The sequence below is a fragment of the Bradyrhizobium sp. CCBAU 11361 genome, from assembly GCF_028128935.1.
Taxonomy (GTDB): Bacteria; Pseudomonadota; Alphaproteobacteria; order Rhizobiales; family Xanthobacteraceae; genus Bradyrhizobium; species Bradyrhizobium niftali.
Genome location: NZ_LBJZ01000187.1, coordinates 1 through 12,859 on the forward strand (window position 1 = coordinate 1; position 12,859 = coordinate 12,859).

General features: G+C 65.6%; 13 protein-coding genes. 5 read left to right on the top strand and 8 right to left on the bottom strand.

The window, feature by feature from the left end; genetic code table 11:
• Positions 1-214 precede the first annotated feature (214 nt).
• From XI08_RS27505 to XI08_RS27520, 4 genes are all read right to left on the bottom strand, one after another.
• Positions 215-1,042 (bottom strand): ABC transporter permease, encoded by an 828-nt coding sequence (locus tag XI08_RS27505; protein WP_271576775.1) that lies wholly within the window; start codon positions 1,040-1,042, stop codon positions 215-217.
• On the bottom strand, positions 1,035-1,808 hold the full coding sequence (locus tag XI08_RS27510) for an ABC transporter ATP-binding protein (RefSeq protein ID WP_271576776.1): 774 nt from the start codon (positions 1,806-1,808) through the stop codon (positions 1,035-1,037). Before XI08_RS27510 ends, XI08_RS27505 begins: the two co-directional genes overlap by 8 nt.
• Positions 1,809-1,938: 130 nt before the next feature.
• Positions 1,939-2,943: an ABC transporter substrate-binding protein gene (locus XI08_RS27515; RefSeq protein WP_271576777.1), complete on the bottom strand. Its 1,005-nt coding sequence runs from the start codon at positions 2,941-2,943 to the stop codon at positions 1,939-1,941.
• Between the two features lie 31 nt (positions 2,944-2,974).
• The gene (locus XI08_RS27520) at positions 2,975-4,339 is read right to left on the bottom strand and encodes an FAD-dependent oxidoreductase (RefSeq protein ID WP_271576778.1); all 1,365 of its coding nucleotides are present in this window, start codon (positions 4,337-4,339) and stop codon (positions 2,975-2,977) included.
• A gap of 112 nt (positions 4,340-4,451) precedes the next feature.
• Here XI08_RS27520 and XI08_RS27525 point away from each other — a divergent pair, with 112 nt between their 5' ends.
• Entirely contained in the window at positions 4,452-5,336 is an 885-nt protein-coding gene (locus XI08_RS27525; protein WP_271576779.1) for a LysR family transcriptional regulator, read from the top strand.
• A 146-nt stretch (positions 5,337-5,482) separates the two neighbouring features.
• The gene (locus XI08_RS27530) at positions 5,483-5,911 is read left to right on the top strand and encodes a hypothetical protein (protein ID WP_271576780.1); all 429 of its coding nucleotides are present in this window, start codon (positions 5,483-5,485) and stop codon (positions 5,909-5,911) included.
• Between the two features lie 11 nt (positions 5,912-5,922).
• Here the strand turns inward: XI08_RS27530 and XI08_RS27535 are convergent, their stop codons facing one another.
• Positions 5,923-6,726, bottom strand: coding sequence for an enoyl-CoA hydratase-related protein (locus XI08_RS27535; protein WP_271576781.1), 804 nt, complete (start codon positions 6,724-6,726; stop codon positions 5,923-5,925).
• A 154-nt stretch (positions 6,727-6,880) separates the two neighbouring features.
• Here XI08_RS27535 and XI08_RS27540 point away from each other — a divergent pair, with 154 nt between their 5' ends.
• A complete protein-coding gene (locus XI08_RS27540) occupies positions 6,881-7,855 on the top strand; it encodes a ketopantoate reductase family protein (RefSeq protein WP_135174841.1) in 975 nt (324 codons plus the stop codon).
• A gap of 3 nt (positions 7,856-7,858) precedes the next feature.
• Here XI08_RS27540 and XI08_RS27545 read toward each other — a convergent pair whose 3' ends face one another.
• Complete coding sequence (locus tag XI08_RS27545) at positions 7,859-8,536, bottom strand: alpha/beta hydrolase family protein (protein WP_271576782.1); 678 nt, start codon at positions 8,534-8,536, stop codon at positions 7,859-7,861.
• A 126-nt stretch (positions 8,537-8,662) separates the two neighbouring features.
• On the opposite strand from XI08_RS27545, the gene XI08_RS27550 reads away from it, so the two are divergent.
• Positions 8,663-9,808, top strand: a complete 1,146-nt coding sequence (locus XI08_RS27550; protein WP_271576783.1) for an acyl-CoA dehydrogenase family protein — start codon at positions 8,663-8,665, stop codon at positions 9,806-9,808.
• 224 nt (positions 9,809-10,032) lie between these two features.
• On the opposite strand, the gene XI08_RS27555 is transcribed toward XI08_RS27550, so the two are convergent.
• A complete protein-coding gene (locus XI08_RS27555) occupies positions 10,033-11,013 on the bottom strand; it encodes a helix-turn-helix domain-containing protein (RefSeq protein WP_271576784.1) in 981 nt (326 codons plus the stop codon).
• 151 nt (positions 11,014-11,164) lie between these two features.
• Here XI08_RS27555 and XI08_RS27560 point away from each other — a divergent pair, with 151 nt between their 5' ends.
• Positions 11,165-11,890 (top strand): alpha/beta hydrolase, encoded by a 726-nt coding sequence (locus tag XI08_RS27560; RefSeq protein ID WP_271576785.1) that lies wholly within the window; start codon positions 11,165-11,167, stop codon positions 11,888-11,890.
• 36 nt (positions 11,891-11,926) lie between these two features.
• Here XI08_RS27560 and XI08_RS27565 read toward each other — a convergent pair whose 3' ends face one another.
• Complete coding sequence (locus XI08_RS27565; protein ID WP_271576786.1) at positions 11,927-12,811, bottom strand: LysR family transcriptional regulator; 885 nt, start codon at positions 12,809-12,811, stop codon at positions 11,927-11,929.
• Positions 12,812-12,859: the final 48 nt, after the last annotated feature.

Sequence of the window (12,859 nt, forward strand, 5' to 3'; positions counted from 1 at the left end):
CTTGGCTTCCGTCAAACGCTTCTGCCACAAAGCCCAGCAGACTTTATGTGGCGAACTTTAGATTCACGTGACTAGGAACGGCGGTATTCGTACCGACGAAAGGTAACTACGGGTCTTCGCCAAACCCCTCCCTGGGGTTATGGGTCCCGGCCTTCGCCGGGACGACGGCAGGGTTGTGGCCGCGCCTCCATCCACATCACCATTGCTAACATGGCTACCGCCAGTGCAACAGCCGCGTCTCAAGCAGATTGATCACCTTCCCCACCGCCAACCCGAACACCGACAGGATCACCACGCCCGCGAGCAGTTGGTCCGTCTGCATCAGATTGCCGGCCTGGAGCACGAACGCGCCGATGCCGTATTGCGCGCCGATCATCTCGGCGCTGACGACGAGCAGCAGCGCGACGGAGGCGGTGATGCGGAAGCCGGCGAGGATTGCGGGCAGCGCGCCCGGCCAGATCACCTTGCGCACGATGGTGGCGAAGGGGACATTAAAACTCTGCGCCATGCGGATGAGGTTGCGCGGCACCGCGTCGACGCCGCTATAGACCGAGATCGCGGTCGAGAAGAACACCCCGAGCGCAATGGTCGCGATCTTCGGCTCCTCGCCGATGCCGAGCCAGAGGATCAACAGCGGCAGCAGCGCGATCTTCGGAATCGGGAACAGCGCCGAGATGAAGGTGATGCCGACGCTGCGCGCGAGCCGCGACAGGCCGATGGCAAAGCCGACGGCGATGCCGGCCGCCGTGCCCAGCAGCCAGCCGACGCCGATGCGCAGCAGCGAGGCCGAGAGGTGCTGCCAGAGCGCGCCTGATATCGCGAGCTCGTAGATCGCACGCACGATCGCCGACGGTGCCGGCAGGAACAGCGGATTGACGAGACCGACGCTGCCGGCCGCCTGCCAGAGCGCGATGACGAGGGCCAGCGCGATCCAGCCGCCGAACCGGCTCGACGCGGGCACGAAGCCGGCGCCGCGGAAGCGGACGCGCCGCGTCGCTTCGCTCTTTACAGGTGTCTCCGTCGACGGTGCGCGATCAAGCATGCTGGACCTCGCGCTCGGCATCGATCGCCTCGTGGCGGATCAGCGACCAGATCTGGTTCTGGAGCGCCAGCAGCTTTTCACGCGCCGCGGTTTCGCCGCGCTCAGTGCGCGTCATCGGCACGGTGACGACCTCTCGGATGCGCCCGGGCCGGCGCGACAGCACCACGATGCGGTCGGCGAGCCGCGCCGCCTCTTCGAGATTGTGCGTGACGTAGACCGCGCCCATGCCGCCATCGGCGAGCAGGCGGACGAAATCCTCCATCAGCAGTTCGCGCGTTTGCGAATCCAGCGCCGAGAGCGGCTCGTCCATCAGCAGGATGGCGGGCCTGACCGCAAGCGCGCGCGAAATGCCGACGCGCTGGCGCATGCCGCCGGAGAGCTGCTTTGGATAGGTCTGGCGAAAATCGGTCAGGCCGGTGCGGCGCAGCGCATCCTCGACCAGCGCGCGGCGTTGCGCCGCCGAGAGCTGGGCGTGCAGCAGCGGGAATTCGACGTTCTCCTCGACCGTCGCCCAGGGCAGCAGCGCAAAGTCCTGGAACACGAAGGTCAGCGGATTGAGACTGTCCGCCGGCGGCGCCCCGCGCAGCTCGGGCGCGCCTGATGTCGGCTGCAACAGCCCGCCCAGGATCGACAGCAGCGTGCTCTTGCCGCAACCGGAGGGCCCGACGATCGCAACCACCTCGCCGGCACTGACGGTGAACGAGACGTCGTCGAGCACGGCGAGGTCGCCGAAGCGGTGGGTGATGTGGTTGGCGATCAGGTCCATTCTGTCTTGTCTATCCTCTGCCCCGTCGTTCCGGGATGGTCCGAAGGACCAGACCTCAGGTGCGCAATTGCGCACCGGGGAACCTCGAGATTCCGGGGTCTCGCTTCGCGAGCCCCGGAATGACGAAAGGTCAGTCCGCCTTCACATAGTCCTTGGCGATGATCGTATTGGCATCAAAGCCCTTGTCGGCAAAGCCCTGCTCCTGGAGCCATTTGATCTGGTTGTCGACGTTCTTGACGTCGAGCTTTCCGTCGGGATCGATGTAAGCGCAATTGCCGACCACCTGCTCGACTGGCAGATTGGTGTACTTCGCGATGATCTCCAGCAGCGGCTTGGTCTGCTCGTTGATGGGCGCCACGCCCTCCTTCATCGCGGCGAGGATGACGTCGTGATACTCGCGGTCGGCCTTTGCCAAGGCGCCGAGCAGCTTGGTCACCAGCACCTTGTTGGTCAGCGTCTTGGGCGCGGCGAACACCGCGCCCAGCTGCCACGGCGTCTCGTCGCCGACCCAGCCCAAGAACTTCGCACCGCCCTCATCCATCAGCTTGCGCGCCGTGGAGATCGGCAGCAGCGCCGCATCGACGGTCTCGCCCTTGAGCGCCGCCGCCGCGTTCGACAGCGATTGCAGCGGGACGATCTTCACGTCCGCGAGCTTGAAACCGTATTTGTCGGCGAGCAGGCCGAGTGAATAATGAAAGGACGATCCGACCTGCGTCATTGCCACGCGCTTGCCCGCGAGGTCCTTCGGCGTCTTCAGGCCGGCGGCATAGGCGTTGTTGCTGGCGAAATAGCCGATCAGGGGGTAGCCGGCCTTCTCGCGGCTCATGCCGCCGATCACCTTCAGCGCGCCCTTGCCGGCGAGATTGTAGAGACCGGCGGTGAAGGCGGTGACGCCGAAATCGACATCGCCCGAGGTGGTCGCGACCGCGATCGGCTGCGCCGCGTCGAAGAACTTCAGCTCGACGTCGAGCCCCGCCTCGCGAAAATAGCCCTTGTCCTGCGCGATGAAGACCGGCGCGGAGGAGGACAGGCGGAGCACGCCGATCCTGGCCTTCAGCGCGTCCTCAGCCTGCGCCGCGCCCGTCGCCATGATCGCCAAAAGGCTCGCAAGCGCGAGCCGCGCAATCCCGATCATCCCGTTTCCTCCGTCGTTGTCTTGCAGCCCGTCAAAGCCCTTCGGGTACGGGCTGGTCCCGCCCGATGAAGGCGCCCTGTTGTTTCAACGTTTCCTGCAATTTTTCAATGGGGATGTCACGCGGGATCCGGTTTCCGGAGAGCGCCAGCGCGGCGGCGGAACCGGCAGCCTCCCCCATCACGAAACAGGCACCGGAGACGCGGGCGGCCGACTGGCCCTCATGGGTCATCGAGGCGCAGCGGCCGGCGACCAGCAGATTGTCGACGCCTTCGGGCACCAGCATCCGGTAGGGCAGCTCGTTGTAGCCGCGGGATTCCGGAATGGGCGGGAAGGTGAAGACGACGTCGCCGGGGACATGGGCCTCGATCGGCCAGCCGTTGACGCCGATGGAATCCTCGAACGAGGCACAGCCGAGCACGTCCTCGCCGCTGAGCTGGTAGCCGCCCCTGATCCGGCGGGTCTCGCGGATGCCGAGCTGCGGCGGCAAATCGACGATGTAGGACTTTTCGAAGCCCGGCACGGTGCGCAGGAATTCGAACGCGGCGAGCGCCTGCTTGCGGCCCTCGATCTCACCGCGGGTGAGATCGTCGGGCTCGATGCCGTTGATGGCGTGGCCATCCTCGCGGGCAACTTGCGTGAAATTCACCCGCCATTCGATGCCGGATTTCTGCGGCCGCACGATGGCGCTCTTGCGCGGGAATTTGTGGGTGCCGGCGGCGAGCGCCTTTTCCATCAATTGCGGAATGGTGCGCCAGGCCTCGCCCGCCCTCTCGGGATCGATGCCGTTGAGGCGGAGCATCATCGAGGGGTACAGCGGATGGCCGTGTTCGTCACCGATCTCGAACGGCGCGCCGGCCCACACGGCGAGATCGCCGTCGCCGGAGCAGTCGATGAAGATCTCTGAGCGCACCGCCTGCCGGCCCCCCTTGGTCTCGACCATCAGCGCGTCGATGCGGCTGTTATCGCCCATCACCACGCCGGCGCCGAGCGCGTGGAAGAGGATGTGCACCTTGTGGCTGGCAAGGAGTTCGTCGGCCGCGATCTTGTAGGCCGCGGTGTCGTAGGCCTGGGCAAAGACCTTGCCGAGGATCAGATGCGGCGTGTTCAGGCCGTTGAGCAGGTCGATCCGCGCCAGGAGCTCGGACGCCATGCCCTGCACCAGCCGGTGGGCCTCGCCGTAGACGTTGCCATGCAGGCCGCAGAAATTGGTGACGCCGGCTGCCGTGCCCATGCCGCCGAGGAAGCCGTAGCGCTCGATCAGCAGCGTCTTCCGCCCCGCCCGCGCAGCGGACGCCGCCGCGATGATGCCGGCCGGGCCGCCGCCAAGCACGACGACTTCATACTCGCCATAGAGCGGCACCTGGCGCGCTGGTTCTTCGATCGTCGTGGCCCGCATGGCGCGTCCTATCCCTGAAAATCCTTGCTTGGGACCGACTATGAATTAACGCGAGGCGGGCTACAATCCACCAAAATACGCGATCAGCTTTCTCGAATCGCGAAAGGTCGAGATGGACATTCTGGTGAACCTTCAGGCGTTCCTCGCCACCGCCGATGCAGCCGGCTTCTCCGCCGCCGCGCGAAAGCTTGATGTCTCGACCTCGGTCGTGGCCAAGCGCGTCACGCAACTGGAGGCGCGGATCGGCACACCGCTGTTTCACCGCTCGACCCGGCAATTGCGCCTCACCGACGCCGGCCAGCGCTATGTGCATCGCGCGCGCGGCGTCGTCACTGATGCCACCGACCTGCTCTCGCGCATGGGCGAGAAGGGCCACGATCTCGTCGATCACCTCCGCATCAAGGCCCCGACCTCGCTGACGGTGGCGCGGCTCGCCGACGCCTTCAGCGCCTTCCAGACCCAGAACCCCAGGCTGAAGCTCGAGATCGTGCTGATCGATCGCCCGGTCGATCCTGTTACCGAAGGCTTTGACATCGCCATCGGCGCCTTCCCGCACTCCTTCGGCGGCGTGGTCGACGAGCCACTGTGCGCGCTGAAGCGGCTGCTCTGCGCTTCGCCCGCCTATTTGAAGAAGCACGGCACGCCAAAGCATCCGCGCGACCTCGTCGAGCATCGCTGCCTCAGCTTTCTGCCGACCGGCCCCGAATGGATCTTTGACGGGCCGCGCGGCCGCATCAGCATCCAGGTCAGCCCGCTGCTCTCCTCCAACGAAGGACATGTGCTGGCGCGCAGCGCGATCGCCGGCAACGGCATCGCGCTGATATCGCAATATCTCGTCGCGGATGCCTTGCGCGACGGCACGCTGAAGCCGGTGCTGCGCGACTTTCCGATTCCGGAATTGTGGGTCAAGGCCGCGATCCCCGAGCGGCGGCGCAATGCGGCCGCGGTGCAGGCGCTGCTGACACTGCTAAAAACGTCGCTCGCGCCGTCGCTGTGAGCCGTGTCAATTGTGAGGTGGCGTAGCCCGCATGAGCGAAGCGACATGCGGGACTTTCGCAACATTCCCGGATATCGCTTCGCTCATCCGGGCTACGCGGTGCGCGCCGTGTCGGGCACCTGTCACAACATCGCAGTTGCTCTGGCGTGACAGACCTGAGAGAAGTGCCATCAAACTCCCCCGTCATCGTCCGCGAAGGCGGGCGATCCAGTATTCCAGAGACGCCAAACGTATACGGAGAAGCCGCGGCGTACTGGGTCGCCCGGTCAAGCCGGGCGACGACGAGCATCTTGGTTCAACGAATGGATTCGACGCTTTTGAAATTCGCCCTGCCAGCCCTGATTGCTCTTGCGATCTTAACCACCGCCGCCTCGGCCGTGGAGCAGAACTGCCGCTTCATCCAGGCCAAGGCCGATCGCGAAGCCTGCTACAAGCGGCAGGAGGAAGAGCTGGCCGCAAAGCGCAAGCCCGCCGCGCCGGCTAACGAGAGCAAGACGCTCGAATCGCTGCGCGAGTTGCGGCAGGACGACGACGCCGTCTATCGCAGCATCAACAACATCTGCCGCGGCTGCTGAGCGGAGAACGCTCAGCCTGTCCCGCCACCCCACTTCGCCGCACGCTTTTCGGCAAAGGACGCCAGCCCTTCCGCCGCCTCCGCGCTCTGGCGCCTGACCGAATGCAGGTGCACGAGCCGCGCGTAGGCCGCATCGTCCACCGCCATCCCGCCGAACGAGCTCTCCAGCGCGAGCCGCTTGGTCTCGGCCATCGCCTCCGGTCCGTTGGCGAGCAATTGCTCGACCACCTTGGCGCCGGCGGCCTCCAGCTCGGCGAGCGGCACGACTTCGTGGACAAGGCCAATGCGGCGGGCGTCCTCGGCACCAAAGCGCTCGCCGGTCAGCGCATAGCGGCGCACCTGCCGCACGCCGATGGCGTCGCAAAGCTGCGGGATGATGATCGCGGCGGTCAGGCCCCATCGCACCTCCGTGATCGAGAACAGGGCATTGTCCGCCGCAATCACGACGTCGCAGGCCGCGATCACGCCGGTGCCGCCGCCGAAGCAGCCGCCCTGTACCAGCGCGACCGTCGGGATCGGCAGCGTGTTGAGCCGCTGCACGGCCTCGAACGTCGCCCGTGACGCCGCTTCGTTGGCCTCGGTCGATTGCGGCCGCACGCCGTTGATCCATTTGAGGTCGGCGCCGGCCTGGAAATGCTTGCCGTTGCCCTTGAGAACCACGACCCGCAGATTGGGCTTCTTGCCGAGATCGTCCATGGCTGCGAGCACGCCCGCGATTAGCGCGCCGTCATAGGCGTTGTTGACCTCCGGCCGGTTCAGCGTGACGGTCGCAACCCCACGCGCATCAAGGGTCCACAGGACGGGGCTGGCAGTCATCGGCGATCCTCCGGTCGTTTGTTTGGTGCACACTATGGCCGAGGCAACGCATCCCGATCCATATGTTTCCGGCGTAGGGCGGCCGCGTCCATCGCATGGCGGCTTGTGTCATGCTGTCGCCTGACGGCACCAAGGGATCAGGGACGGGACATACATGCGCATCTGCATTTTCGGCGCGGGCGCCGTCGGCAGCCACATCGCGGTCAGGCTGGCACGCGCCGGCCATGAGGTGTCATGCGTGATGCGGGGCGCGCATCTGGAGGCGGCGCGCGCAGGCGGCCTGAAGCTGCGCGTCGGTGATTCCGAGGTCACCGCCAAGGTGAACGCATCAGGGGATCCCGCCCAGCTCGGCCCGCAGGACGTGGTGATCAGCACGCTGAAGGCCACCGCGCTTCAGGGACTGGTTTCCAGCATCAAACCGCTGCTGCAAGACGACACCGCGATCGTGTTCGCGCAAAACGGCATTCCCTGGTGGTACGGCATCGGCCTGCCGCCACGGCATCCCACCCCGCCGGACATCTCCTTCCTCGATCCGGGCGGTCGCCTGCGCGCCTGCATCCCGAAGGAGCGGATCATCGGCGGCGTGGTCTTCTCCTCCAACGAGGTGATCGCGCCCGGCGTGGTGCAGAACCTCACGCCGGACCGCAACCGCCTGCTGATTGGCGAATGCGACGACCGCAATTGCGAGCGCATCACGAAACTCCGCGGCGTCCTCAACGATGCGCGACTGGAATCGCCACCGGTGGCCGAGATCCGTGAGGCGATCTGGTCAAAGCTGCTGACCAACATGTCGCTGTCGGTGCTGTGCCTGCTCACCGGCCAGACCGCGCGCGGCGTGCGCGACGACCCTGCGTTCGCCGAAGTCATCCCGCGCATGCTGAACGAGGCCAACGACATCGCCCAGCACTTCATTCCCGAGGTGAAGCGCGTGACGCGCAGCGGCCCCGCCCCCAATCACAAGCCATCGCTGCTCCAGGATTACGAGCTCGGCCGCGCCATGGAGATCGACGTGCTGGTGAAGGCGCCCGCCGCCTTCGCGCGCACCGGCGGCCTGTCGACGCCGACCCTCGACCTGATCGCCGCGCTGGCGATCCAGAAGGCGCGCGACAAGGGGCTTTACTCGGCTTGAACTTCAGGCGAGCCCGTCGATCCAGGCCGTGAGCGCGTCGAGCACCTCCGCCAGCGCCTCCTCGTTGCTGCGGCCGGACTTTTTCAGCACCGCGAAGGAGTGATCGCCGCCTTCGACCTCGTGCAGCGTCGCCTTCGGACCGAGCGCATCGATCACGGGCTTGAGGAGGCCGAGATCGGCAAGCCCGTCGCGCGTGCCCTGCAGGAACAGCATGGGAATTGCGATGCCGGCGAGGTGCTCGGCGCGCTCCGTCGACGGCTTCTTGTCGGCGTGCAGGGGAAAGCCGAGGAAGGCGAGCCCTTTGACATCCGGCAATGGAGCCTTGGACTGCGCCTGCGACGTCATCCGCCCGCCGAAGGACTTGCCGCCGGCGACGAGCGTCACGCCGGGGCACAGCCGCGCCGCCTCCTCGACCGCTGCGCGAACGGCGGCGTGCGCGACCGCCGGCTGGTCGGGACGTCCCAGCTTCTTCTCCATGTAGGGAAAATTGAAGCGGAAGGTCACGATGCCACGGTTCGCGAGGCCCGCAGCGACCTTCTCCATGAAGGAATGCCGCATGTCGGCACCGGCGCCGTGCGCCAGCACATAACAGGCGCGCGCATCTTTCGGCTGCGTCAGGATCGCCGAGACCGTGCCGATGCGCTCGATGTCCAGCTTGAGCTCTTGAGTTTTGGTCGCCACAATCAGCCATCCCGACAGACGCTATTCCGGCCGCCTTGGTAGCGTCACCGGCGCAGCCTGAAAACACAATAATTGTCGCCGCCGGCCAGCCTACCAAGCCGGAACACCGCATCAACCGAGGTAACCATGTCCTACCGCTCCTCCTGGATGACCGAAGAGCTCGACGTCTTTCGCGACCAGTTCCGGAAGTATCTTGCCAAGGACCTGGCGCCGCATGCCGAAAAATGGCGCGAGCAGAAGATGGTCGACCGCTTCGCCTGGCGCGGGCTCGGCGAGATGGGCGCGTTGCTGGCGAGCGTGCCGGAGGAATATGGCGGCCTGGGCGCAACCTTCGCCTATGATGCCGCCGTGCTGGATGATCTCGAGAGCACCGTGCCGGAGTTGACGACCGGCGTCTCCGTGCACAGCGCCATCGTCGCGCACTACATCCTCAACTACGGCTCGGAGGAGCAGAAGAAGCGCTGGCTGCCGAAAATGGCGAGCGGCGAGATGGTCGGCGCCATCGCCATGACCGAGCCCGGCACCGGCTCGGACCTCCAGGCCGTCAAGACCACCGCGAAGAAGCAGGGCAATTCCTACGTCATCAACGGCCAGAAGACTTTCATCACCAACGGCCAGGCCGCCGATCTCGTCATCGTCGTCGCGCGCACCGGCGAGCAAGGCGCCAAGGGCATTTCGCTGATCGTGGTCGAGACTTCAGGCGCGGACGGTTACAAGCGCGGGCGCAACCTCGACAAGATCGGCCTGCATGCCTCCGATACGTCGGAGCTGTTCTTCGACAACGTCGCCGTGCCGCCGGAAAACCTGCTCGGCAAGGAGGAAGGCCAGGGTTTTGTCCAGCTGATGCAGCAATTGCCGCAGGAGCGCCTCGCGCTCGCGGTCGGCGCCGTCGCCTCGATGGAGCGCGCGGTCAAGCTCACCACCGAGTACACCAAGGAACGGAAGGCCTTTGGCAAGCCGCTGATGGACTTCCAGAACACCGCCTTCACGCTCGCCGAGCGCAAGACCGAGGCGATGATCGCGCGCGTCTTCGTCGACTGGTGCATCGAGCGCCTGGTCGCCAAGGACCTCGACACGGTGACGGCATCGATGGCGAAATATTGGTGCTCGGACAAGCAGGTCCAGACCGCCGACGAATGCCTCCAGCTGTTCGGCGGCTACGGCTACATGCAGGAATACCCGATCTCGCGCATCTTCGTCGATGCCCGCATCCAGAAGATCTACGGCGGCACCAACGAGATCATGAAGCTGCTGATCGCAAGGTCGCTGTAGCTCTGCTTCACCTCAGGCGAAGGCGTTTGAGGCAGTATGGCAACCACAAGAAACACTGTCGTCCCGGCGAAGGCCGGGACCCATAACCACAGGGAGAGGTTTGGCGAAGACTAGCGGTTCGGTACTCCTACCTTTCGCGATTGATAGATCACGCGGTATGGGTCCCGGCCTTCGCCGGGACGACGCGGGGACATCCGGGCGACAGCGTTGCACAAGCCCCCGCCTCACCGTGCCCGCCAGTCGCGCGGCCGGCAGCCGAAGCGCTGCTTGAAGCGCCGGGTGAAGTGGGAGAGGTCCGAGAAGCCCCAGTCGAACGCAATGGCGCCGATCGCGCGGCCGCAGAGTGCCGGATGCTTCAGGTCGGCCGCCGCGCCGACGAGGCGGCGATCCATCACATAGTCCGAGAACGTCGTGCCGGAGCGCTCGAACAGCTTGTGGACGTAGCGCTCGCTGATGCCGACCGCGCCGGCGACCGCCGCGACCGTCAATCCCGGCTCGCGCAGCCGCTCGTGGATGGCACGGCGCAGCGCCAGCACGGTGGCGTCCGCAAAACTTGCGGCTTCCGCCGTCTGCGCCCGCGAGCGGCGCGACAGGCTGAGCGCAACGAGATCGAGCAGCACGTCGAACAGCCGAACGCTGTCCTCTTCCGTCATCCGCAATGCGCCGGCGTTCAGGGAGCGCGCGGTCTCGACGATGAGGTGACCGACATGGGGATCGTCGGACACGCGCTCGGCCCTGAAATCGAACGACGGCGGCAGCCGGTCGCGCAAGGCACGCGACGGCACCCAGAACGAAGCGACCTCCAGCGTCGGGCCGCGATCGTGCAACAGCGTCACCTCGCGGTCGCTGTCGACGATGCCGACCTGGCCGCGCGACAGGCTGACCTCGCGGCCATCCTGGAGCATGCGGCAGCGCCCGGCGAGCTTGAAGTTGAGATAGAAGCAGCTGGCGCGCGATGCCGCGATATCGGCGCGCGAACGATTCACGGTGTGCTCGGGAAACATCACCCGGTTGATCGCGCCGGCGCCGAGCCCGATCGTCTCCACCTTGGCCGGGAAGCGCGACGTCGTCGCCGATTCCGGCGTCAGGTTCATGAAGGCCTGGCAGATCGCCTCGCGGTAATAGGAAAACTGCTCGTCCGGCCGGGTCTCCGCGGTGTTCCAGATCGCGTGCCGCGGCCGGCTCATAGAATTGACCTGCTCCATCAGTTCGCTCCGAGACCAATCCGGTTCAGCGCCAGACAAGCGCGCGGCATCCCGGCCGGTTCAATATGGCGGCAACAACGACAAAGACCGGCGTTCAGCCGGCAAGGCCATCGCCCCGCCAATCTAACCAGCCTTCCGAGGGAGCTACAATATGTCGACCTACGTTCTCGTTCACGGCGCCTGGCACACTGGTGCCGAGCTCGAACCGGTCGCAGCGCCGATCCGGGCCGCCGGCCATCAGGTCCACCTCCCGACCATCAAGGGCAACCGCCCGGGCGATGCCAAGACGACGGGGCTGAAGGAGGCGATCCAGTCGATTGCCGACTATCTCGCCGAGAACAACCTGACGGATGTGATCCTGCTCGGCCACTCCTATGGCGGCATGGTCATCACCGGCGTTGCCGACCTCGTGCCGGAGCGCATCCGCCGCCTCGTCTACTGGAACGCCTTCGTGCCCAACCATGGCGAATCGCTCAACGACATGGTGCCGCCGCACTATATCGGGCTGTTCGACATGATCGCGGCCGAGCGCGGCGACGGCTCGGTGGTGCTACCGTTCCCGATCTGGCGCGAGGCCTTCATCAACGACGCAAATCTCGAACTGGCGCAGCGCGCCTACGACATTCTCAATCCGCATCCGCTGAAGACCTTCAGCGACAAGATCGCGCTGAAGACCAATCCGGCGGAGATGCCGCTGGCAAAATCCTACATCAACTGCACCGAAGACACCGCGCTACCGCACGGCTATCCCTGGCATCCGCGTCTGTCGGAAAAGCTCGGCCTGTTCCGCCTCGTGCAGGTGCCGGGGAGCCACGAACTGTGCTTCTCCGATCCGGCACGCCTTGCCAGGACGATCATGGAAGCAGGACGCGACTGACCGGGCCGCCTTTGATCCCGCGGTTGCCGTAGCCGCTCACCTCATCCGCTTGTCGGCGGCGATGAAGTCGATGAAGGTCCTCACCTTGGCGGAGAGGTATTTGCGGCTCGGATAGACCGCGAACAGGCGCCCTTCGAAGATGATGTCGTCGGGCAGGATGTGCACGAGCCGACCGGCGGCGATGTCGTCCGCGACCAGCCATTTCGGCAGGAAGGCGAAGCCCATGCCTTCCAGCGCGGCCATGTGGAGCAGCGTCTCGTTGCCGCTGCGCAGGACCGGGTTGAGCTTGATGGTCTCGACCGTGCCGTTCCTGTTCAGGGAGAAGCTCTCTCCCGGATAAAGCGCATAGTGCAACAGCGACTGGCCTGAGAGATCGGCGAACTTCGTCGGGCGTCCGGCGCGTTTGAGGAACGCAGGGGCTGCAACCAACAAGAACGGGACCTTGGTGATGGGACGCGCGATCAACGCCTCGTCCAGCGTGCCGGTCGCGCGCAAAGCGAGATCGAATCCCTCCTCGACCAGATTGACCAGCCGCCCGCTGAGATCGACGTCGAGACACACCTCCGGATAGCGGGTCTGGTAATCCGCCAGCACGCCCGCGAAGATCGCATTCGCCATCCACACCGGCGCGGTCAGCCGCAACGTGCCGCGGGGAACGACCGTCGCCTTGCTGACGGCGGCCTCGACCTCGTCGAGCGAATCCAGCATCTGCCGCGCCTGCTCGAAATAGAGCGCGCCGCTCTCGCTCAGGCTGACCCGCCGGCTGGTGCGGTTGAGCAGCCGCGTGCCCAGCCGCTTCTCGAGCTGCATCACGTGCTTGCTCGCCATGGCGGGAGAAATGCGCAGGCGCTGTGCCGCGGTCGCAAAGCTCTTCAGCTCCGCGACCAGGCAAAACACCCTCATACTGACCAGCGAATCCATGAGATCATCAACATCCAGGAAATGAATTAATCCTGGAACGCATAATGA